The following is a 21,153-nucleotide window of genomic DNA, read 5'->3' on the forward strand; positions in this document are numbered from 1 at the left end:
AATTTTGCAATGAAGGACATTTTCACGGCATTTTTAATAGACTTTGTCCTTCATCGAGGTTATGAAGGACATTTCTACGGCATTTTTAATAGGCTTTGTCCTTCATCGGGGTTATGAAAGACATTTCTACGGCATTTTTAATAGACTTTGTCCTTCATCGCTTGTATGAAGCCCAGTTCCCCTGTAATTCACCAAACTTTCGGTCTCCAAAAATTCCTAATAAACTAGCATAGTTTGGCAGGAGAAATATCTATGAACACTTGTAATACTTCTTGGAATTTGCTTTAACTTACTCACTCTTAACATGGAAAACTATGGTAGAATATAAGAGGTTTACTATATTTGTTGAGAATTGGTTGGGTGCCATGAAAAAGCGAAAATCTATCCTTATCTATATAAGACTGGCAATACTGATAATCTTTATTTACTTTGCTTTTTTACATTTTAAGATTAGAGAACATACGAATATTGATGTAGCTAATCATGCAGACTATATCATTATTCTTGGGGCTCGAGTTAAAGGGGAAGTACCTTCGCTCTCCCTTCAATATCGTATAGACACTGCAGCAAGCTATATGAAGAAAAATAAGAAGACGATTGCCATAGCTTCAGGTGGACAAGGGACAGGCGAGGATATTAGTGAGGCTGAATCCATAAAAAGAGGATTACTGCAACAAGGAATCGATGAGTCAAGGATTCTTTTAGAAGATAAATCAACTGACACGGTTGAAAATATTAGATACTCAAAAATACTCATTCCTAAACATCTCCGTACAGGACTATTAGTAACAAATGATTTTCACCTTTATCGCGCCAAGTCTATTGCGCGAGATCAAGGGTTAAATTTAGAAGGCCTTCCCGCTGATACTCCAGCCATAGCCATTCCTAAATCGTATAGCAGGGAATATCTTGCTGTAACTAAATATTATCTTGTTAAACTTTTTCAAAATTAAAACCGGCTTATTTATCTTTAGCCGGTTTCTCTTCGTAATAATCTTCTCTGCAAAAACTTACCCTAACCATCAGGCGGGTGAATCTTAAGCTAATTTTTCATGCCTGTATAAATATGAATGGCATCTCTTAAGAACTCTGCTGTACCTGGCTGTTCTTTATCATAGTAGGCTGTAAATCGTTCATCGTCCACATACATTTGCGCTAAACCTGCATGTGCTTCCTTGCTATATTCTTTCCAATAATAGGTTAGCCATTGCTTGTGTAGATCGGCTGCTTTTTGGGCTAATTCACCAGCAGGATTACCTGTTTTGAATGCTTCCGCAAGTGTAAGATGAAGCTCTTCTCCTAAAGCTGTGACCTCGTCATATTGTTCCTGCGTCATGTTCATTACTTTTGCATTAGACGCTTCAACCGTATCCTTGCCATATTTTTCACGAATTTCTTTTCCATACTTTTTCTCATTATCCTCAATCATTTTTTTCTTAAAGCCATCAAACTTTTCTTTATTTGACATGGTACTTCTCCCTTCCGTAACGGCTATCGTTTTATCGACATTGGCGATTAATTTATCTAGTTGATCTCTTTTATCGAGGAGTTTTTTACGATGGTCCCGCAGTGCTTTTGCACCCTCAAAGGAAGCTGCGGTTACAATTTCTTTGATGCGGTCTAGACCGACTCCTAATTCTCTATAGAATAGAATTTGCTGAAGACGATTCACCTGCTCCTGACCATAGATCCGATATCCTGATGAATTGATTCTTGCCGGCTTAAGAATTCCAATTTCATCATAATACCTGAGTGTTCGGGTGCTGACACCTGCGAGACTGGCTAACTTTTGTATGGTATATTCCATGCGTTCACCTCCTCATAAGTAAACGATACACCTTTACGCAACGTTAAGGTCAATACCTAGTTTGCCAATTTTTTATAAAAATAGGCTCTATTATAATTGGATGTTGATTTCACTGCGCTTGAAAAATAAACGGAGAAATTCCGGTTATTTTGGAAAACATCCCTATATCCTTTAAAATAAAGGTAGCTTTTCCGCTTATATGATCCAAATCCTTGGATTTTGTCTTATTTAGAGCAGTTAGTCGGAATATCTCCGCCTATTTTTGCTTCTAAAGCTTCCTCTATATACATTAACCGGAAATTCTCCGTCTATGAATTATCATACCTTCTCGAAAAGCAACTATGAATAATAACAGGGCCTATAAATAAAAAAAGGCATTACCAAAGTGTTCCCCACCAAGGAAATGCCCCCATTTTATTTTTCTATTTCAGCTAGAGCAACTTCCTGATAAGCTTTAAAGAAGGAATCACAAAATGTGTCCCATTCCTCCGCCGCTTTCATCGAAGCCTCATTTACTTCTCCTAGAACTGGTCTTTGAAGTAAATCCTCAAGTTGATTTGAAAATTGCTCAATTGTTTCTTGTGATGCCCCAGTTAATAGAGTGTGAACAAAATCAGTTGGCGCATACCAGTCTGCCACTCTATGAAGATCTCGATAAATTTGGGTAAGCAACAGATTTCGGGGTCCTTCCCATTGCTCATTGACGACAACATCACGGAAAATCCTTGGCAGAGCAGAGAACTCCTCCATTACCCCGTGACCAGCAAGGACTGAAATCGCATCTCGAAGCACTTCCGCTCCCTCATTTGTCGCACATATTTTTTGGAATAATACGAGTTCTCGTAAGTTAAATAGCTGCTTTCGTACTTCTATAGGATGGTCTGAATTAATTCCTGGATTTAAAGGCTTCTCCAAGCGTAAAAAGAGATCATAAATTTTAAAAGCACCAGCAGTCGTCCGTTTGGCAGCATACTCAATTTTTCTCAGTTTACTAGCAGTCAGTGGGAAATCCTTAACTTTTTTACCAAAAACGGTTCGGAAGTCACCATATAGGTTTGCCTCTCTTGAAGCACGGAGCATGAAACCTGCACATGCAATTCCAATTTCCAGTCTGGATAATGTTAGAACAATCCCGACTGCGACAGCAATTCCTTTATCCTTAGGACCGATAGGATAGGCGAGTGCCCCGTTATATTGAATTTCGGCAGTTGGTAATTCGGACGTTCCAAGCTTCCATTTTATCCGGTTGATGTCATAGCTGTTTCGCTATTCCTTCTCTTTATCTCCCGGGAGCCATGCCGGAACAATAAAGGTCGATACTTTGTTTGAACCGGTAATTTTTGCTGTTACCACTGAATAATCAGCGTGGGCAGAGAACAGAAAAACTTATTTCCGTATAAGCGGTAATATTTACCCTCGGGTACTGCCTCTAGAAGATTTGCCGGCAGGTCTGAACCGCCTTGAATCTCACTCATAAATTGAGCACCAATCGCAAATTCACCGTTTAGGCCTTCTTTTGTATGTAGTAAAATTTCTTGGAGTTCTGGTATTTCATGATTAGGGAATTGGTCTAGAAGTGCAATTAATCCATGCGTACAGGTCAATGGACAAGTCACTCCGCCTTCACCGATTTGGTGTGTCAACATTCGTTTAACAAAGCTTTCCCATGGCGGCATCTTACTCGAAAAAAGCCCTTCACCAAATACTTCGCTCTCTAACTGATGTACCTCAAGCGGCCGGACAATACGATCAATTCTGTGATTAAAAGCGTCATAATGAAGCATATAAGGACGAGCCTCGGGTCTGGCATTTCGTTCGGCTAATTGATTCCATTTCGAAGATACCCTTGGTGAAAAAGCTTGGATTTTCTCATGGACTTCTTCAAACTGTGCACCAGTATATTTCCTCACAGCCTGCTGCAAAAATGGATCATCTCCATACCAATCCAAATTCTCACGTCTCAAAACAAATTCGTCGAAACTATAAGTATTCTTACCCCTGGTCCCCGTTTCATGCGAAGTTAATCTCATCCTAAGCTCACTCCCTTTATCGTTATAATTATTCATAATATTCAGTCTAATTATGACATAAGCACCCAACCAAAAAAAAACAGGACCCTCATCCTGCTTCAAATATTTGAAAAAGTGTCCATATGGGGTGGACACTGTCCACGAGTGGTGCCTGTCACCGCTTCATTTGAACCAGCCTTTTTCTTTGGATTGTTTGATGGCTTCGATTCGATTTTTTACGTCTAGTTTGTCTAGTATGGTTGAGATGTAGTTACGGACGGTTCCTGTTTTGATGCTGAGTTGTTCTGCGATTTCTTGCGTGTTTTTTCCATCTGCGACAAGTTCAAGTACTTCTTTTTCGCGGTCGGTAAGTGGATTTTCCTCGCTGTAGACATCGTCCATAAGTTCGGGTGCGTAAATGCGTTTTCCTTCCATCACACGACGGATGGAGCTTGCTAGCTCTTCACTTGGACTGTCCTTTAACAAATAGCCTCGCACTCCTGCTTTTAGGGCACGCTGAAAATAACCAGTTCGGGCAAATGTTGTTAAGATAATTACTTTGCAATTTAACCCTTTTAACTCTTCTGCCGCTTCAAGGCCTGTCTTTCCTGGCATTTCAATATCCATGATACAAATATCCGGCTGATGCTTCTGGACCAATGCAACAGCTTCCTCCCCATTCGAAGCCTTCCCCACTACTTCCATGTCCTCTTCCAAATTTAGCAGGGAACCGAAGGCGCCCAACAACATTTGCTGGTCTTCTGCTATTACAATTTTAATCATTTTTACGCCTCCTCTTTATTTGATGGCTTTACATCATTGGGTACTCTGATTACTAAAGTTGTACCTTCTTTTGTCAGAAGCTCTAAGCTGCCATTTATAAACTCAAGGCGTTCCCTCATTCCTAAAAGACCGCTGCCCTTTGTTTCTTTATCACCATTACTTTTAAATACACCATTATCATGAATGGTCATCACCAGTTCCTTCCACGATTGCTCAATTGAGATTGAGCAAGAGCTGGCACCACTATGTTTAACAACATTATTCACTGCCTCTTTCAAGCACATACTGAGAATGTTCTCTGTTAATAAAGGAACACTTTTAATTGAAATATCTTGGTTTCCCTCGAAGGTGATTTCTGCGGCTTTCAATATTTGTTTCACACGGACAATTTCGTCCTTTAAACGAATCCCACGCATTGACGACACCATTTTTCTTACTTCACTTAACGCCGTCCGTGCTGTTTGCTGTACATCTTTTAATTCATTTCGCGCCTGATCGGGATCTTTTGTAATTAATCTTCTTGCCAAATCACTTTTTAATCCAATAAGGGATAGTTTTTGACCTAATGTATCATGAAGATCACGAGCAATTCTCTGTCTCTCCTCTAACTTTACCAACTCGGAAATTCGCTTATTGGCGTCCTCAAGTTTCTCCTCCAGCTGCCCCATTTCATTCTTATTATGAATATTAAAGGGAAGCAAAATGACACTTATCCAAATGATGATGACAAATGGCAATTGTTTAAGAAAAAATTCATCCTGCTGAACAATGCTAAAGTTAATAGAAGCAGAGGTACTAATCAAATGAATAAAATATAAGGTTAAAAACGTTACCCTATCCTTGATATTGCCGATAAAATAAGAAAGGAAAAAGGCAAAATAAACATAGCTGAAAAGGCTTGTTGATGTAATAGAAATACCGATTAAGATGAAGGTCCAGAGATATACTGGCCACCCTTTCGAAATAAATGCAATTCGATAGAAAATAAAAAAGAGAATCGTAAGGATAATTCCGACGACGATTTTAATAGGCGAGGCCGTCTGGAAAATAAAATAGAATGGCAATATGCAAAGAACAGTCCAAATATAGGGCGATATACCACTATTTTTTTGGAAGGTTATATACCTTTTCAACATAAAAGAACCTCATTTTCAGCATAAAATAGTTAATTAACTTAATCTTACCACAATTGCCCTTTTTCTTCATTTACTACTATGTATTCGAACACTACCTTCATTTAGTACAGAAATAACGACAAGCCCTTTTTTAGTGGGCTTGTCGTTTCTACGCTTTCTCTGGTCTAAAGTACTCTTTTTGTTTTTTTACAAGGGCCTTTATTTCTTTAAAACCAACAAACTTCTTCGTCTGCTCATCCCAAAGCCGAAATTTAAGCGAACTTATGCTTGTTGCTAACGAAATCGTTGGAACATTTTGCAAAGGGGGTATATGATTATGTACCGCTTCAAGCTTATAATTAGGGACCCTTGGACTTAAATGGTGAACATGATGGTAGCCAATATTTCCTGTCAACCATTGCAAGATCTTTGGAAGCTTATAAAAGGAACTGCCTTCTACCGCCGCTTTTACATATTCCCAATGCTTATCTTCCTCAAAGTACGAATCCTCAAAGGTGTGCTGCACATAAAAGAGCCATATCCCCAATGATCCTGAAATTAGAAAAATGGGGGCTTGCACGAATAGGAATTGCTCCCAGCCTAAAGTCAAACAAAGAATAGCAGATATAGTCACTATAGCTACATTTGTTATATACGTGTTCAACCGTTCATTTAATCGTGCACCTTTTCGATTAAAACGGTTTTTAAGCAAAAAAACGTAAATCGGTCCAAGTCCAAACATAACGAGTGGATTCCGATACATCCGATATTTCAATCTTTTCCATGTTGAAGCTGCTAAGTATTCATCTACTGTGAGGACCCAGATATCTCCTGTTCCTCGCTTATCCAAATTACTACTCGTAGCGTGATGGATTGAATGATCATGCTGCCATTGATGGTAGGGGAAAACCGTTAAAATACCCGTTATCGTTCCTAGAATCATATTTGCCTTTCTATTTTTAAAAAAGGAGTGATGACAGCAATCATGAAAAATAATGAATGTCCTCACCAAAAATCCAGCTGCTATGACTGCGATCCCCAAAGTAAGTATGTATGATAGTGAAAGACTATGATAAGCAAGAATCCACAATAAAACGAAAGGTACTAGAGTGTTTACCAGTTGCCAAATACTTGCTCGTAAATTGGATTTTTCATACACTGCGACTTGTTTCCGTAAACTCTTTTGATTTGGTTCCATTATTTCTTTAATCCCTTCTTTCATTTTCATCCATATCTGTCATTGTTAAGACATGACAAATGTCATATTCCCCTTTTACGCAACAGAGGAGAAGCTCGAACTTCGAGCCTCTCCTCCCCTTTTGGGCATGTTTATTTTCTGCTTTCCAAGAAATAATTAACCGTAGTTTTTTAAATTTTTTTATTTTACTCATGGGATGTCCCACCTATTGAATACAAATTACAAAGGAGGAATGGACATGAATCATTCGTTAACAACATTCAGTTTAGTCCGATTTGCTGTAGCCTATGTCTTTATCACATCTGGTGTAATGAAATTATTTAGTGTAGAACTAGCAGAAGTGTTTATCGGTTTAGGTCTGCCTTTTCCAGATATGCTGCTGCATGTTACAGCTTTTTTGGAAATAATCTGTGGGATACTCATATTGCTAAATCGCAATGTAAAACATGCAGTCATCCCCTTAATTGGAATCATGATTGCAGCCATCTTACTAACAAAGCTGCCACTGCTAAATAGTGGAATTTTATCATTTGCTTTCAAAGCAAGATTGGATATTGTCATGCTACTGCTGCTGATTACCTTATATTCCAAATCACCATCATAGGTTTTAACCAGATTGGTTGCAATCAATCTGGTTTATTTTTATGATAAAATAAGTGGAGGAAGGGAGTGATCATTATTTTGCTAAAAGAAAAGGTACGTTCGCTTCCCTCCACCCCAGGGGTTTATTTAATGAAAGATTCCCAAGGTTTGATTATTTACGTAGGAAAAGCCAAAAATCTGAAGCGGCGAGTTCAATCCTACTTTCAACAGTCCAAGAACCATCCTCAAAAGATTATCAAGCTTGTTCACAATATAAAGGATTTTGATTACATTTTGACCGATACCGAATTTGAGGCATTTATGCTGGAATGTAAATTAATCAGGGAAAGAAAACCATTATTTAATAAAATGATGAAAAGCCCACAAGCCTACAATTATATCGTCTTTGAAATGAATCAATCATTTCGAACCTTTGAAATAACAAGTACCAAACATGAACGGGATGGAAGGATTTATTTTGGTCCATATCCAAGTAAGAATAGAGTTGAACAAGCGATTTTTGGAATCAAAGAATCCTTTAATATACTTTGTAGCACCAACAAGAAAAGCAATTCTCCTTGCTTAAACTATTCCTTAGGTTTGTGTATGGGCATGTGTCGAGGCGGTCCTGCAATTAAGGAGTATAATAAAATACTAGACAACATCATCTCCTTACTTTCAGGCGGGGATATGAGCATTCTCGAAGAAATGAAGAAGCGAATGGCAGCTGCTTCTGAAAATTTTGATTTCGAGACCGCTGCAAAGTATCGGGATAGGATTGAGGCGATTTCCTTTTTGATTAAAAAAGGTAAGGTCCTTGATTTTACAGAGAAGAATAAAAACATCGTAGTTCTTGAAAATTTAAGTGAGGAAACCTACAAGCTATTTCTCATAAAACGAAACCAAATCCTTTTTAGTGAAAAATTCACCCCAGAGAATGTAGCAGTCGAAGAACATGCTACTCGAATTAAGAATTATTTTAAGCAGGATGCCCTCTCTCCCAACCGTGAAGTGAGCAAAGATGAAATCGATCAAGCACAAATTATTTATCGCTACTTAAAAGGCAGTCATTGCAGCTATTTTGTGATTCCTGATAAATGGCTTCAGAAAAAGACGAATGCCAGCCTTGAAAAGGCAGTTATCAAGTTATTTAATCATAAAAGCCCTCAATTGTCATATTAGACATTGAGGGCTTTCTTAATAAGCCAGCCGATAAATTAAAAATCGTTCATTGGGATTATGTTCGTATAAACCGGGAAGCTGAATTTCCTCGATTAGTTCAAAGACGGTATGGTTTTCTAAAAAATAGATATAATCTTCAGATGGATAATATAGTATTACGTCTACTTCTCGTTTGAAATTTTCTACCGAAGCTAAAATATGATCAATGACTTTCCAAAAGATCGGGATTGTAAATGGGTTAAAAAAATAAAAACGATTATCTAAAGGAGTAATTTCATATTTTTCTGCTAAGCAGCAGTGAAATTGAATTTTGTCCTTGCCATTTTTATATTTCTTTACATAACTATTCTGGTTTTCAATTGCTTCCTGATAGAGAGTCTCGTTCATCTCTACTCCGGCAACAGAAGCTTGGAAGAAGCGATGAATGTAGAAGTTTAATCTTCCTTTTCCACAGCCAAAATCAACAATATGATCGCTGCTAGTCAATTGATAACGAGCAAATAGTAGTTCAAGTGCACTATAGGGAGTGGCCTCATACCGGTGATAATGGAAAGACTTATTATATCCCCTATGGTCTCCGCCAGTTTTTATGTTCAACAATTCATCGTAATTAAGTACTCTCATTTATAATCTCCTGCCTGCCCTCTCATTCATAAGCCGAAGGGTCAATAAAAAAGTTATAGCCCAAATAGACGATCATACCGATTGCAGTCAGTAAAAATGCCCATCCAAGTGTTACTTGTTCTATTACTAGATAGTTATTACATAATTGTACAGGTGACCAAATATATAACCATCCCAAGCCAATAAATAGAATGGTAAAACTAATAATAATCGCATTTTTCCCAACAGGTTTGAGTTTTTTCCAACTGTCCCTTAAAGGTATTCCAGCTAAAAATGGTATACTGATAAATTTAAATCCTTCTACAATCTGAGAAGTTAATGCTTCATCCATTGATCGCGGTAACATCCAGTATACCATGATGATGACAAATAATGTAATTCCTGGAACCCCATTACGATTCCACTTCTCAAAAAATCCCGGAAATTTGGTTTGAAAAAATTTTGCCATTAAGAACCCTGAAATCACCAGCATCGGCATTTGCATATGCATATGAATGACCATTAAGGATTCCATGAAATCTGCAACAGGGGGAATAACTAAGAAAATGAATAAAAGTAAGCCATAAAATGACTGATTCATAGTCTATTCCTCCCCTTTGTTTTCTAAGATTTTAGCAACCTTTTGAGCAGCTTCATCGATTTTTTTATAGTCCATTACATCAGCCAGTCTACCTTTTTTATCTACTAAATAAAAAGCAGAATTATGGGCAAAATTTCCGTTATCATCTGGGATTACAATGACCCCAAATGCTTTTAATAAAGAATCTAACTCATCCTGGTTTGGAATCCTGGCCATCCGCCAGGTTTCACCATCGCTTTTAAAAAAGTCTTTGTATTTGTTTAAAACAGCCGGTGTATCTCTTTCAGGATCGAAGCTTATGCTTAGAAAAACAATTTCTTCACCTTTAACTCCACTCGGCAGTTTATCGTACACTTGCTTCATGTTATATTCTAATTCGGGACAAACAGTGGTACAGGATGTATAGAGAAATGTAATAAATACATATTTATCTTCAAATTCAGTTATAGAATATTTTTTTCCCATACTGTCCTCAAGGGTAACTTCAGGGAAATTAGGTTGATCCTCTTTTAGCTGCTGTACTCTGGCAGTTTCAGCAGTAAATGCCGTGAATCCATCGGTTCCGATATAAAACAATCCAATTCCAAATACTATTACAAGAAAAAATGAGATTTTCGTATACCTATTCTTGATCATAGTGATCACTTCCAAATTTGTTTTAGTAGAATAAAAAGATAGCCCAAGCACTTTGAGCTATCTCCTTTCGTCAAATCACCAAGTTTTAAATGGTGGTGATCCTGGAGGTGCATTTACGATAAATTCTGTAAGCGGGATTACATATGCCATTGCTACTACGATTAACATGATAACAATCCATATACCCCAACGCTCTGTCCAATAAGGAGTTTTTGATGCGTTCTCTTCTTCTTCGGCAATTGGGAATTCTGTATCACCTTTTGGTGCAAAGAACATCATATTGAATACGGCGTACACTTGAAGAATAACACCGATAATTAACAACGTACCGCCAACTGCTAATAACATCAAATATGGGTCCCAGCCTAATGCTGTTGCATGATCGCCATAAGTTGTGTAAGAGGTTCTTCTTGGTGAACCAAGTAATCCAACGTAGTGCATAGCACCAGACATACAGATCATACCAACTGTCCAAATCCATGTTTGGATAACACCTAATCGATTGATTTGTGGTGTTAATACGCGATTTGAAATATAAGGAACCAACCAATAACTAATTCCAAAAAATGTCATTACGACTGACATACCTAATGTTAAGTGGAAATGTCCAACCACCCACATGGTATTATGGACGACTTGGTTGAGTTGATTGGTACTTTGAACAATACCACCTGCACCAGCAGGAATAAAGGCAAGCATTGCAATAAATGGTGCTAGGAAACGAACATCGCCCCAAGGCATTTTCTTATACCAGCCGATTAATCCTTTTCCGCCTTTTCTTCTAGCCGTACGCTCAAATACGGCGAATAGTGCAAATGCTGTCATAAGTGATGGGAAGCCAATGGCCAAACTCATAAATACGTGCATAAATTTAACGACTGCATTAATACCCGGGTCAATGATTTGGTGATGGAATCCACCAGTGATGTTCATAATGACTAAAGCGATAATAACCACACGTGTTAATGTATCACTCCAGCGCTTACCGCCGATCACTTTTGGTACCACTACGTACCAGGCAGAAACAGCTGTTAAATACCAGATATTAACCAATGTGTGTCCAAAAGCCCAGAACAGTGTACGAGCGACCATTACATTGATTGTGTCGACCCAGCCAAATACCCATGGAAGAATCATAAATAATACTTCAACTGCTACGAACATTAGAGCGAAAAATAATAGAACGAATACACCAGTTGCAAAGTAAGATAGGATTGGAACATGTTGCCCTTTATGATTTTTTCTCCAATTCGCTACTTGGATAAATGCTCCAATACAGCACAACCAAACACCAACTACGATTAATGCTAAACCAATATAGAATACTGGATGTGCAGCCATCGGCGGATAGAAGGTGTACATAACCGATGCTTCATTCATTAAGATTGGAATGATGGCTAAAACAAACCCGACCAACTTCACAAAGAAACCTACCCAAGCGAGCTTTCTTACTTTTGGAAGAAGTCCCCCTAAATTATGTGAAAGTGCTGCATAAAAGTATCCAATGGTAAAGAAGGCTGTTAACACGAGGATTAGCAATAATCCATGTGCCGTTAGTACTTGGTAATAATTAAACCAAGTTGGCAATTCTAACAATCCTGCTCTATTTAATCCTTGTAATAATCCTAAAAATCCACCAACTAGTAATGCGATAAATGCAACAGCTATATATGATTTCGATAATTTTGCATCCTCTGGGTAAAATCCTAGCAGTTTATTCGCTTTATCTTTGAAACCTGTTTTTAAATCTGCTTCCATTTTCATCTATTATCCCCCCTTATTTTACCGTAATCGTTGTGCTCATTACTTGGTGACCAGCACCACAATATTCATTACAGATAACTAAATAATTTCCTGCATTAGCAAATGTTTGTGTAATTTTTTGAATATGACCTGGCATAACCATTGCATTGATATTTGTTCCAGCAACTTCAAATCCGTGAACGACATCTTTTGACGTTAAGATGAACGTAACCTTTGCTCCAGCAGGGATTTCAATCTTGTTTGGAGTGAAACCAAACGCTTGTAACGTCATGACGACTTCATATTCATTGTCGCCTATTTCTTTTATACCAGGGTGATCGAATGGTGCTGTTTGATCCACCTTCTGCGGGTCAATCGTTTCCATATTACTTGGCGGTCCCATTCCCAAGGCAAATGCTTGGTATCCAGTAATTAGCATGAATCCCATAATGATTCCAAAACTTATCGTAAGCCAGATTTTTTCATCTAAGTGCATTTTCATCTTTATCCCCCCTTAAAATCTTGCCATATATAGTCCATATAGTACTGCATAAGTTGCAACAATAACGACTCCAACCACGGTTACGGAAATCCAAGTTCCCTTTAATGGTGCTTCGACTTCCTTACTCTCTTTTTTATTGGAATTATCTTTTGTAGCTCCCATTGAAACATCTACCCCCTTAATTTGTTCTTACTTATATAATAATTGCGAAGCATTCTCACTGAAGTGAACTGAATCACATAATTGAGAACGGAATAACATGAAAATCAACCGAAACTTTTATTTCAGTCTTCTATTTAACGAGCCGCCAATAAACTAAAATCAACTTTTTCAAGCCTTGTAGAATTAAAATTTAAAATTGCAAAATAGTAATTATTTAGATTAGAAAAAGTGACGAAATTATGAACGATGATAAAATGCGTCTAAGAATTTTCAAAAAAAATAGCTGCCCCCACTACACAGGGACAGCTAACTTAAATTCTATTTCAGACTAATTATATAGGCAATGTGACAATTATCATCAAGACGAACAAAATCGTTACATAATTTACAGAATAAAGAAAAATTACATGAGCCCACTTTAGATCGTCTTTCGTAAAAAACCCATAAATACTGGCAACTAACCAGCCAATATTTAGTAATGTTGCAATGACAATAAATGGTGTACCCAGCGGTGATAAGAAAAAAGGTAAAGGAAGCAGGCATGCCACATAGACAACAATTTGCCTTTTCGTTATTTTAAATCCGCGGACAACTGGCAGCATCGCAACACCTGCTGCTTTATATTCTTTACACTTCTTCATAGCAATCGCAAAGGTGTGCGGCATTTGAAAAATAAAGATGATTAGAAATAATATAATCGGGATTAAATGGAAACCTGATTCAATGGCAGTCCACCCGATTAATGGAGTAACGGCACCTGAAACACTGCCAATGAGTGTATTAAAAGTGTATCTTCTTTTAGACCACATCGTATACAGGAATACATAGGTGAACCAACCAATGAATCCATAAATGGCTGCTTCAAGAGTCGTAAACAGAAGAAGAATAAATCCAATGATCGTAAAAACAATCCCCATTGTTAAAACAACTTTTAATGGTATATTTCCTGTTACAGTTGGTCGTTTTTTGGTTCTCTCCATTATTGTATCTATATCAACATCATACCAATTATTAAGGATAAGTGCTCCTGCCATAACCATTGTACTTCCTACTATCGTTAACAAAAAAACTCCCCAGTGGGTGCTAAAGGATGTTTCCGTAAAATAAAGAGCTAGCCAAAACCCTGTAAACACAGGCAGAACATTTGCAACCAAGACCCTAGCTTTAAAAAGTGATATTAAATCAGCTATGATGGTAGAGGTATTCTGTTTGTCTAAGAAAGCCTTCTGAATAGAAGATGCCTCATTTTTATTCATTAAAAAATACCCCCAAGTTTAAACCCTTTTGAACCATTAAACCATAAACCTAAGGCTTATTACATTGATTTGCATCACTTGAGAATATTTACCAGCCTCGCCCTGCACCGCCACCACCTGATGAGCCACCGCCTCCACCTCTAGAGCCTCCGCCGCCTCCACCTCTGCCACGTGAAATAATAGACAGCAACAGATACGTGAGGGTACCTCCAAAAAATTTAAAATCAAGCACCACAACCACTACCACAATAATAATCAATAGCCAAGAAGGTATACCAAGCCCCTTATCACTAGTATTCGGTTGAACCTGCTTTTCAGGACTCGACAGCCCACCTTCTTGACCGTATTCAGCTAACACTTCATTTGCCAAAACCTTATATGTTTCTACTATCGCCTTGTTTGGCTCATCATTTTGAAGGAAAGGGATGGCATATTGATCTAGAATCCGGCCAGCTTTTCCGTCAGGAATCCTCCCCTCGAGTCCATAGCCTACTTCGATTTTGATTAAGCGGTCTGTAGCGGCTATAACTAACAATACTCCATTATTTTCCTGTTCATTTCCAATTCCATATTGTCTAAAAGCTTCATTCGCATATTCCTCAATCGTGTTTTCCCCAATGGTATCAACTGTTAAAACAGAAATTTGCGCAGTAGTTCGATCTTCAACTGATCTGCCCATACTTCTTATTTCCGTTATTTCATCCTCAGTTAATATCTTAGCAAAATCTTGTACATAAATATCCCCGATAGGCGCTGGCACTTTAATAGTCTCTGCTAGTGCACTGCTTTGTAAAAGCAAAAAAGAAAGGAATACAAAAAGAAGGCTGTAGACCCTTTTCGGTTTCATTCGCCATTGCCTCCAAAGTCAACCTGTGGAGCTTCAGCCGCTTTAGGATTTGCTGTAAAATATTCTTTTTGATCAAAACCAGTCATTCCTGCGATTAGTGCCCCAGGAAACTGCTTTACTTTTTTATTATAAACCGCGACCTGATCATTATAATCTTTTCGTGCCACTGAAATTCTATTTTCAGTTCCAGATAATTCATCCATTAATTGTGTAAATTGCTGGTCTGCTTTTAAATTCGGATAATTTTCAACCACTACAAGTAATCGGCTTAGTGCACCCGTTAATTCAGTATTGGCAGTTGCTTCTTCTTCCACTGTATTTGCTCCTGCCAATCTTGCCCGTGCATCTGATATCGATGCAATCACTTCTTTTTCATGTGATGCATACCCTTTAACGGTATTCACTAAGTTTGGGATTAAATCCAGCCTTCTTTGTAGCTGATTCTCAATTTGGGCATAGGATTGGTCTACATTTTCTTCCAGGTTAACAAAATTGTTATAGCTCGACATTAACATGACACCCAATATTACAACTACAGCAACAATAATTCCAATGATCATATAACCTTTTTTCATTTTGAACACATCTCCTTTCCTTTTGGCTATGTTAAACTTGGCTGTTGATTTGAGCTCCACTAAGGAAAGCTTCTTTGAATAATCACCGCAGTGACAGGCGTTCTTTTCCTGTCACGAGGCACTTCGCTTTCCGCGGGCGGTCGGTGAGCCTCCTCGCCGCTGCGCGACTGCGGGGTCTCACCCTGACCTGCTAGTCCCGCAGGAGTCTCGTGCCTTCCGCTCAAATCAACAGGTAATAAAATCAACAGTATCACTTAACACAGCTTTCCTTTTAATTATATTCCAATTTGAAAAGCTGTGTGGATTAATTGAATCCGCACAGCTTTCTATTATTTTTCTTCTTTCGTTTCATTTAATTCATCGATGAGCTGTTTGGTTCTTTTAGCATTTCCTTCTGCAAAATTTTCTAAGCGATCCTTGAGTTCAGCATCATCGTGAATGCGCTCAGCTGTTATTAAATATGTCCGCATTAAATCTTCTTCGATTTCAATTGCATTTTCCAGAATTTCTTCTAGATTATTTTTTTCTTCTTCCTCTTTTCCTTTAAAAATATTTGCAGTCAAAGCATCCAGCCTCCTTCAACATTTGCTAACTAATACTCCTCCACTGTCGCAATATAAGGTAAGTTTCTATACTTTTGAGCATAGTCAATACCATAGCCGACAATGAATTCATCCGGGATCACAAAGCCGACATAATCAACTGGCAGTTCAACTTTCCTTCGTTCAGGCTTATCCAGGAGTGTGCATATTTTCATTTTTTTTGGTTTATGCATGTTTAAATGGTCCCGTAAAAAATGCAGTGTTAGACCGCTGTCTATGATATCTTCAACCACCAAAACATTTTTATTCGTAATATCAGCATCAAGGTCCTTAAGAAGCTTTACTTTACCTGTTGTTTCGGTTTGGTCACTATAGCTGGATACTGAAATGAAATCCACATTACAATCGCCTTTCATCCCACGAATCAGGTCTGCTGCGAACACAAACGACCCTTTAAGCACAACGATAAGCATGATTGGCTCATTATTAAAATCACTTTCGATTTCCGCTGCTAATTCCTTCACTCTTAGTTTAATCTCTTCTTCTGAAATCATCGTATCTTTTACTCGATATGGCAAGAATTATTCCTTCTTTCTATTTAGTCCAAACTGGACATCATTATTATTCCCGATTTATAGCATCTTGAAACAAATTTTCTACTTGGACTATTTTAGTTTAAATCCATTGATATAAAAAAGTAAAGAAAGTAGATTATTATTGAATTAATCGGTTAGAATGGAATTTGTACATAGATATTTTCGAGGAGTGAAGAAAAATGCCAGTTAATGTTTACCTTGTTTTTAATGGTAACACCCGTGAAGCAGTAGAATTTTATGCAAAGGTTTTTAAAACAGAAGCACCGAACATCATGACCTTTGGCGAAGGACCGAAACACCCCGATTACGAGATGCCAGAGGAAGTAAAAGATTTAGTGATGCATACAAGACTTAACGTCGACGGAAGTACTATTATGTTTTCTGACAACTATCCTGGTTCGCCATTTGTCGAAGGAAACAACGTAACACTTGCCTTAGTCAGCCAAAATTTGGATGATATTCAATCTTGGTATGATCAATTAAAAGAAGGCGGCACTGTTACGATGGAGCTCCAAGAAACCTTTTGGGCTAAACTCTATGGCCAGATAACAGATAAATTCGGTATTCACTGGCAGATAAGTCATGATAGTGGAGAATATGGAAATTAATTTCACATACAAAAAGGATACAGCCGTTTAATGACTGTATCCTTTTTGAATTCTACTTATTTCAAGCTTCTGCTTAGGAACGCTTTTGTCCGTTCGTTCCGAGGATTTGTAAACAATTCTGCAGGGTTTCCGGATTCAATAATTTCTCCGTTATCCATGAAAATAACCCGGTTTGCCACTTCCCTTGCAAAGCCCATTTCATGTGTCACAACCATCATCGTCATTTGCTCTTCGGCAAGTGCCTTGATTACCTCAAGGACTTCACCAGTCAATTCAGGGTCAAGTGCAGAAGTAGGTTCATCAAACAAAAGAATTTCAGGGTTCATCATCAACGCTCTAGCAATAGCTACCCGTTGTTTTTGACCGCCTGATAAATTGGCAGGGTAAGCATCCGCTCTCTCTGTAAGCCCAACCTTTCTCAATAGTTCCGTACTTCTTTGCTGGATCGATGCAATCGGCTCGTTCTTTACCAATCTAGGAGGCAGTTCTAAATTTTCTTTAACCGTCAGGTGCGGGAATAAATTAAAATGCTGGAAGACCATACCCATTTTTGAAGTAATCTTTTTGATTTCCTGTGGATTCGCGTAAACTCCATCCTTAACAAAAGCTTCACCAGAAATCGTAATGCTTCCTGCATTTATTTCCTCTAAATGGACTAAACTGCGAAGCATGGTACTTTTCCCCGATCCAGATGGACCAATTACTGCGATTACATCATTTTTATTAACATCAAAGGTTATCTGTTTTAGTACTTCCAGCTTGCCAAACGATTTCTTCAGGTTGGAAACCTCAATGATAGCCACATTTACCAATCCTTTTTATTCAAATTTGTATCTTCGTTCAATTCCTTTGAAAACAAATGTTAAAAAGAGTGTCATAATCAGATAAATCACACCGGCAACGAAAAATGGCACAATCGTAAAGTCTCGGTTAACAGCTGTTTGAGCATAGTGTAGGAGTTCCGGTACTGCAACGGCATAGAGCAAGGCCGTGTCCTTGACAAGTGTCACCGATTCATTGGCAAGAGCGGGAAGAGTGACCCGAAACATTTGCGGTAAAATGATCCTTGTAGTTGTCTGCCACTTACTCAACCCAAGAACCTGTGAGGCTTCATATTGCCCTTTATCAATCGCCAGGAGACCGCCGCGGAATATTTCAGCAAAGTAAGCTGCGTAATTTAATATAAACCCTAAACAAGCTGCAACGAATCGATCTAAGACTAAATATTCTCCGACAACTGGCAGCATAGGAAGGCCGAAGCAAATTAATAGTAATTGCAGTAATAGCGGAGTTCCTCTCATCACGTAAATATAGCCCTGTGCTAGTAAGGATACAGGCTTTACGCTGCTTTTAACAGCTAGTGTTAGTAAAAAACCAAGTGGAATAGAGACAATTATCGCAATGAAAAACAATAGAATGGTCATCTGGGCGCCTTCAAGCATAGGCATAACAATCGACTTAAAATATTCCAATGACATGGTAAACTCCTCCAAAAACAAAACAGGTTTCCCCAAGGAAATCCTGTTTCACCCTATTTCCAGACTATACTACTTTAGTACTTTATTCTCTCCAAACCACTTATCGGAAATACTAGCAGCTGTTCCGTCCTCATTCATTTCATCAAGTGCCTTTTGGAGTTTTTCAAGCAACGCTTCATTTCCCTTTTTCACGCCAATTCCGTATTCCTCTGGAGCAAGCGATTCATCAAGCACCTTAAATGTACCTTCCTCTTTCGCCATATAATAATTGATAACAACCTCATCAATCACCACAGCATCCAAACGCCCACTCTTTAAGTCTGTTAAGGCTTGTACATTGTCAGCAAATTCAGTGACGGTCTTAAGTTTTCCTTTTACTGGCGAAGCATCCAGGGCGTCGGATGCTGAAGAAAGTGACTGAAGTCCCACTACTTTCCCTTCTAAATCATCTAGCTTGGAAATCTTAGAATCAGCCAGGGTAACAAGGACCTGTGCATTTTTAAGATATGGTTTTGTGAAAAGGACTTTCTCTTTTCGTTCATCTGTGATCGTATATCCGTTCCAGATTAAGTCAATTCGTCCGCTGCTAAGCTCTGCTTCTTTTGTTTTCCAGTCAATTGGCTGGAATTTAGCCTCGGTCCCCATCTTTTTCGCAGCCGCCTTAGCAAAATCAATATCAAATCCAACGATATTGTTATCCTTATCACGGAATCCCATTGGGGCAAATTTATCATCGATACCGATAACTAGAGTATTTTCTTCTTTTCCAGCAGAATTTGAGCATCCAGTTACGATCGCAAACACAGAAGTTAAAATAAGAATCATAATAGCTAATCGTTTTTTCATTTTATGTACCACCTTTAATTAAATTTAAATTCACTTTAGTGCGTTACCACATTATCACGATACCACATTATAACACTATAACATTATCGAACTCAATAGCTAAAAAAAATAATAATAAAAAGGAGCCTATTTAATAGACTCCCTTCGTTGATCGTTTCCAAATCATATGATCTTGACCTTGGACCCAATAATCCTTTACTAAATAATCAGGTTCTACAATTTTCGACACCTACTGCGTCATGCTGAAATATTCTTTTGTACACGAATTTTATTTGCAACAAAAAGTCCACTATATAGCAGGAATGTCCCAGCCATTAAAATAATCCCTACGAAAACAGACATCATGGTTGGTACCAAAAAAGCCCCCAATATGATCGCACCACGTGCGATTAAATCTGCGCCGCTAAAGCTTAAGTTAGAAAAGGCCGAGTAGGAGCCACGCTTGTCCTCCGGCATCATATTTGCTTTTTCTGCATTCATAATTGGAGAGTAAATCAGCTCTCCAATAGTGGCCAGCGCATTAAATAAAACAAGAACATACCAAATATTCGCCGAAGTGACAATCGTGTATCCTGCACTATATAGCAATAATCCTAGCAAAAGCATCTTCCGTTTTGAGAATTTATCCGTTATTTTTGTAATAAAAAAGGTAAGCGCTACTACCATCAGCATATTTTCGATATTTAGAAAACTCAACATCCTTACCCCTGCGATTTCAAAATTCCCAACAAATACCGATTTGAATTCCTCTGCTAATCGTACTCCGATATAACTATTTAGTGAAAATTCGGCCGCAAAAATAAACATTGACCCAGCAACTGCCATGACGAATGGTTTATCTTGAAATGCGACTTTGTAGTTTTGAATGAGATCCACAAAAAGGTTTTCATGCTTTTTTTCCAATAGCTTAACACGTGTATCTTGCAGCCATATGCCATAGGCGATTGGCAAGCTAATAGAAACAATCGTTAACGCAATGAAAAGTTCTATTTGATGGTTCACATACAAAAGTCCACCTAAAGCTGCACCGATTGCCATCGATAAATTAGTAAACCAATATTCAAGTGCATAGACACTCTTGCGATTTTCCGGTGTGGTGGAGTCGATAATCACGGCATGAATCGCGGGCCTTCCTAGACTGCTCGTTATCGTGAATACTACATAACTGATGGCAAATAATACAATCCATTTTTGGTCAGGCAATAAGCTTACAGTCATAAGAGCAAACATAAGCGCACTTGCCGCTGATGAAAGAATAATAATCTTTTTCCGAGGAAAGCGGTCTGAAATATAGCCACCGATAAAGTTAATAAAAAAGCCTATTATTACCGTAATCGCTAAGAAAATACCTGCCCAAACCGCACCTTTGTGCTGTGCAAAAAAGAGCGCCATAAACGGCATGACAGAGCTGAAAATCGCCCGGCTAAAAAACGAGGTGATCAGTCGAACCTTAATATTTTGAGGATAGTCTTTCCATGCCAT

The 21,153-nt window shown here is 38.2% G+C and carries 26 protein-coding genes; 4 read left to right on the forward strand and 22 right to left on the reverse strand.

Going from position 1 to position 21,153, the window contains the following annotated elements:
- Nucleotides 1-365 precede the first annotated feature (365 nt).
- Nucleotides 366-953: a YdcF family protein gene (locus tag BLR86_RS08850; RefSeq protein ID WP_090761069.1), complete on the forward strand. Its 588-nt coding sequence runs from the start codon at nucleotides 366-368 to the stop codon at nucleotides 951-953.
- A gap of 89 nt (nucleotides 954-1,042) precedes the next feature.
- Here the strand turns inward: BLR86_RS08850 and BLR86_RS08855 are convergent, their stop codons facing one another.
- The 7 genes from BLR86_RS08855 to BLR86_RS08880 form a co-directional block, all read right to left on the reverse strand.
- A complete protein-coding gene (locus BLR86_RS08855; RefSeq protein ID WP_090760444.1) occupies nucleotides 1,043-1,807 on the reverse strand; it encodes a MerR family transcriptional regulator in 765 nt (254 codons plus the stop codon).
- Between the two features lie 414 nt (nucleotides 1,808-2,221).
- Nucleotides 2,222-3,058 carry an acyl-CoA dehydrogenase family protein gene (locus BLR86_RS26620; protein WP_368086778.1) on the reverse strand — a complete coding sequence of 279 codons (837 nt, stop codon included), beginning with the start codon at nucleotides 3,056-3,058 and terminating at the stop codon, nucleotides 2,222-2,224.
- A 95-nt stretch (nucleotides 3,059-3,153) separates the two neighbouring features.
- Nucleotides 3,154-3,837: an acyl-CoA dehydrogenase family protein gene (locus BLR86_RS26625; protein ID WP_254782282.1), complete on the reverse strand. Its 684-nt coding sequence runs from the start codon at nucleotides 3,835-3,837 to the stop codon at nucleotides 3,154-3,156.
- A 162-nt stretch (nucleotides 3,838-3,999) separates the two neighbouring features.
- Nucleotides 4,000-4,599 (reverse strand): response regulator transcription factor, encoded by a 600-nt coding sequence (locus tag BLR86_RS08865; RefSeq protein WP_090760446.1) that lies wholly within the window; start codon nucleotides 4,597-4,599, stop codon nucleotides 4,000-4,002.
- Nucleotides 4,600-4,601: 2 nt separating this feature from the next.
- On the reverse strand, nucleotides 4,602-5,735 hold the full coding sequence (locus BLR86_RS08870; protein ID WP_090760448.1) for a sensor histidine kinase: 1,134 nt from the start codon (nucleotides 5,733-5,735) through the stop codon (nucleotides 4,602-4,604).
- Nucleotides 5,736-5,883: 148 nt separating this feature from the next.
- Nucleotides 5,884-6,915, reverse strand: coding sequence for a Delta(5) desaturase DesA (locus BLR86_RS08875; protein WP_090761071.1), 1,032 nt, complete (start codon nucleotides 6,913-6,915; stop codon nucleotides 5,884-5,886).
- Between the two features lie 4 nt (nucleotides 6,916-6,919).
- A complete protein-coding gene (locus BLR86_RS08880) occupies nucleotides 6,920-7,105 on the reverse strand; it encodes a hypothetical protein (RefSeq protein ID WP_090760451.1) in 186 nt (61 codons plus the stop codon).
- A gap of 45 nt (nucleotides 7,106-7,150) precedes the next feature.
- On the opposite strand from BLR86_RS08880, the gene BLR86_RS08885 reads away from it, so the two are divergent.
- Complete coding sequence (locus BLR86_RS08885; protein WP_090760453.1) at nucleotides 7,151-7,516, forward strand: DoxX family protein; 366 nt, start codon at nucleotides 7,151-7,153, stop codon at nucleotides 7,514-7,516.
- A gap of 128 nt (nucleotides 7,517-7,644) precedes the next feature.
- Nucleotides 7,645-8,676, forward strand: coding sequence for a UvrB/UvrC motif-containing protein (locus BLR86_RS08890; protein WP_217642372.1), 1,032 nt, complete (start codon nucleotides 7,645-7,647; stop codon nucleotides 8,674-8,676).
- Between the two features lie 15 nt (nucleotides 8,677-8,691).
- On the opposite strand, the gene BLR86_RS08895 is transcribed toward BLR86_RS08890, so the two are convergent.
- The 11 genes from BLR86_RS08895 to hpt form a co-directional block, all read right to left on the reverse strand.
- Entirely contained in the window at nucleotides 8,692-9,300 is a 609-nt protein-coding gene (locus BLR86_RS08895; RefSeq protein ID WP_090760455.1) for a class I SAM-dependent methyltransferase, read from the reverse strand.
- Nucleotides 9,301-9,322: 22 nt separating this feature from the next.
- Nucleotides 9,323-9,880 carry a hypothetical protein gene (locus BLR86_RS08900; protein ID WP_090760457.1) on the reverse strand — a complete coding sequence of 186 codons (558 nt, stop codon included), beginning with the start codon at nucleotides 9,878-9,880 and terminating at the stop codon, nucleotides 9,323-9,325.
- 3 nt (nucleotides 9,881-9,883) lie between these two features.
- Nucleotides 9,884-10,516: an SCO family protein gene (locus BLR86_RS08905; RefSeq protein WP_090761075.1), complete on the reverse strand. Its 633-nt coding sequence runs from the start codon at nucleotides 10,514-10,516 to the stop codon at nucleotides 9,884-9,886.
- Nucleotides 10,517-10,591: 75 nt separating this feature from the next.
- Nucleotides 10,592-12,274: a cbb3-type cytochrome c oxidase subunit I gene (locus tag BLR86_RS08910; protein ID WP_090761077.1), complete on the reverse strand. Its 1,683-nt coding sequence runs from the start codon at nucleotides 12,272-12,274 to the stop codon at nucleotides 10,592-10,594.
- A 19-nt stretch (nucleotides 12,275-12,293) separates the two neighbouring features.
- Nucleotides 12,294-12,761 carry a cytochrome c oxidase subunit II gene (locus BLR86_RS08915; protein ID WP_090760459.1) on the reverse strand — a complete coding sequence of 156 codons (468 nt, stop codon included), beginning with the start codon at nucleotides 12,759-12,761 and terminating at the stop codon, nucleotides 12,294-12,296.
- A 12-nt stretch (nucleotides 12,762-12,773) separates the two neighbouring features.
- Nucleotides 12,774-12,923, reverse strand: coding sequence for a cytochrome C oxidase subunit II (locus BLR86_RS25630; RefSeq protein ID WP_139185587.1), 150 nt, complete (start codon nucleotides 12,921-12,923; stop codon nucleotides 12,774-12,776).
- Nucleotides 12,924-13,255: 332 nt separating this feature from the next.
- Nucleotides 13,256-14,179 (reverse strand): heme o synthase, encoded by a 924-nt coding sequence (gene cyoE, locus BLR86_RS08920; RefSeq protein WP_090760461.1) that lies wholly within the window; start codon nucleotides 14,177-14,179, stop codon nucleotides 13,256-13,258.
- Between the two features lie 88 nt (nucleotides 14,180-14,267).
- Nucleotides 14,268-15,026, reverse strand: coding sequence for a TPM domain-containing protein (locus BLR86_RS08925; protein WP_090760463.1), 759 nt, complete (start codon nucleotides 15,024-15,026; stop codon nucleotides 14,268-14,270).
- Entirely contained in the window at nucleotides 15,023-15,601 is a 579-nt protein-coding gene (locus BLR86_RS08930) for a LemA family protein (protein WP_090760465.1), read from the reverse strand. Before BLR86_RS08930 ends, BLR86_RS08925 begins: the two co-directional genes overlap by 4 nt.
- A 329-nt stretch (nucleotides 15,602-15,930) precedes the next feature.
- Nucleotides 15,931-16,164: a hypothetical protein gene (locus BLR86_RS08935; protein ID WP_090760467.1), complete on the reverse strand. Its 234-nt coding sequence runs from the start codon at nucleotides 16,162-16,164 to the stop codon at nucleotides 15,931-15,933.
- A gap of 29 nt (nucleotides 16,165-16,193) precedes the next feature.
- The gene (hpt, locus tag BLR86_RS08940; protein WP_090760469.1) at nucleotides 16,194-16,721 is read right to left on the reverse strand and encodes a hypoxanthine phosphoribosyltransferase; all 528 of its coding nucleotides are present in this window, start codon (nucleotides 16,719-16,721) and stop codon (nucleotides 16,194-16,196) included.
- A 197-nt stretch (nucleotides 16,722-16,918) separates the two neighbouring features.
- Between hpt and BLR86_RS08945 the strand changes: the two genes are divergently transcribed.
- On the forward strand, nucleotides 16,919-17,347 hold the full coding sequence (locus BLR86_RS08945) for a VOC family protein (RefSeq protein WP_090760471.1): 429 nt from the start codon (nucleotides 16,919-16,921) through the stop codon (nucleotides 17,345-17,347).
- Nucleotides 17,348-17,403: 56 nt separating this feature from the next.
- Here the strand turns inward: BLR86_RS08945 and BLR86_RS08950 are convergent, their stop codons facing one another.
- From BLR86_RS08950 to BLR86_RS08965, 4 genes are all read right to left on the reverse strand, one after another.
- A complete protein-coding gene (locus BLR86_RS08950; protein WP_090760473.1) occupies nucleotides 17,404-18,150 on the reverse strand; it encodes an amino acid ABC transporter ATP-binding protein in 747 nt (248 codons plus the stop codon).
- Nucleotides 18,151-18,165: 15 nt separating this feature from the next.
- On the reverse strand, nucleotides 18,166-18,825 hold the full coding sequence (locus tag BLR86_RS08955; RefSeq protein WP_090760475.1) for an amino acid ABC transporter permease: 660 nt from the start codon (nucleotides 18,823-18,825) through the stop codon (nucleotides 18,166-18,168).
- A gap of 69 nt (nucleotides 18,826-18,894) precedes the next feature.
- Nucleotides 18,895-19,671, reverse strand: a complete 777-nt coding sequence (locus BLR86_RS08960) for an amino acid ABC transporter substrate-binding protein (RefSeq protein WP_090760477.1) — start codon at nucleotides 19,669-19,671, stop codon at nucleotides 18,895-18,897.
- Nucleotides 19,672-19,908: 237 nt separating this feature from the next.
- Nucleotides 19,909-21,153 carry an MDR family MFS transporter gene (locus BLR86_RS08965; RefSeq protein WP_090760479.1) on the reverse strand — a complete coding sequence of 415 codons (1,245 nt, stop codon included), beginning with the start codon at nucleotides 21,151-21,153 and terminating at the stop codon, nucleotides 19,909-19,911.

This window comes from Bacillus sp. OK048, from assembly GCF_900103525.1.
GTDB lineage: Bacteria > Bacillota > Bacilli > Bacillales > Cytobacillaceae > Neobacillus.

Coding starts and splice junctions, on each gene's coding strand:
- BLR86_RS08850 (WP_090761069.1), top strand. CDS start 366: ATGAAAAAGCGAAAATCTATCCTTATCTATATAAGACTGGCAATACTG.
- BLR86_RS08855 (WP_090760444.1), bottom strand. CDS start 1,807: ATGGAATATACCATACAAAAGTTAGCCAGTCTCGCAGGTGTCAGCACC.
- BLR86_RS26625 (WP_254782282.1), bottom strand. CDS start 3,837: ATGAGATTAACTTCGCATGAAACGGGGACCAGGGGTAAGAATACTTAT.
- BLR86_RS08865 (WP_090760446.1), bottom strand. CDS start 4,599: ATGATTAAAATTGTAATAGCAGAAGACCAGCAAATGTTGTTGGGCGCC.
- BLR86_RS08870 (WP_090760448.1), bottom strand. CDS start 5,735: ATGTTGAAAAGGTATATAACCTTCCAAAAAAATAGTGGTATATCGCCC.
- BLR86_RS08880 (WP_090760451.1), bottom strand. CDS start 7,105: ATGAGTAAAATAAAAAAATTTAAAAAACTACGGTTAATTATTTCTTGG.
- BLR86_RS08885 (WP_090760453.1), top strand. CDS start 7,151: ATGAATCATTCGTTAACAACATTCAGTTTAGTCCGATTTGCTGTAGCC.
- BLR86_RS08890 (WP_217642372.1), top strand. CDS start 7,645: ATGAAAGATTCCCAAGGTTTGATTATTTACGTAGGAAAAGCCAAAAAT.
- BLR86_RS08895 (WP_090760455.1), bottom strand. CDS start 9,300: ATGAGAGTACTTAATTACGATGAATTGTTGAACATAAAAACTGGCGGA.
- BLR86_RS08900 (WP_090760457.1), bottom strand. CDS start 9,880: ATGAATCAGTCATTTTATGGCTTACTTTTATTCATTTTCTTAGTTATT.
- BLR86_RS08905 (WP_090761075.1), bottom strand. CDS start 10,516: ATGATCAAGAATAGGTATACGAAAATCTCATTTTTTCTTGTAATAGTA.
- BLR86_RS08910 (WP_090761077.1), bottom strand. CDS start 12,274: ATGGAAGCAGATTTAAAAACAGGTTTCAAAGATAAAGCGAATAAACTG.
- BLR86_RS08915 (WP_090760459.1), bottom strand. CDS start 12,761: ATGAAAATGCACTTAGATGAAAAAATCTGGCTTACGATAAGTTTTGGA.
- BLR86_RS25630 (WP_139185587.1), bottom strand. CDS start 12,923: ATGGGAGCTACAAAAGATAATTCCAATAAAAAAGAGAGTAAGGAAGTC.
- cyoE (WP_090760461.1), bottom strand. CDS start 14,179: ATGAATAAAAATGAGGCATCTTCTATTCAGAAGGCTTTCTTAGACAAA.
- BLR86_RS08925 (WP_090760463.1), bottom strand. CDS start 15,026: ATGAAACCGAAAAGGGTCTACAGCCTTCTTTTTGTATTCCTTTCTTTT.
- BLR86_RS08930 (WP_090760465.1), bottom strand. CDS start 15,601: ATGAAAAAAGGTTATATGATCATTGGAATTATTGTTGCTGTAGTTGTA.
- BLR86_RS08945 (WP_090760471.1), top strand. CDS start 16,919: ATGCCAGTTAATGTTTACCTTGTTTTTAATGGTAACACCCGTGAAGCA.
- BLR86_RS08955 (WP_090760475.1), bottom strand. CDS start 18,825: ATGTCATTGGAATATTTTAAGTCGATTGTTATGCCTATGCTTGAAGGC.
- BLR86_RS08960 (WP_090760477.1), bottom strand. CDS start 19,671: ATGAAAAAACGATTAGCTATTATGATTCTTATTTTAACTTCTGTGTTT.
- BLR86_RS08965 (WP_090760479.1), bottom strand. CDS start 21,153: ATGGCATGGAAAGACTATCCTCAAAATATTAAGGTTCGACTGATCACC.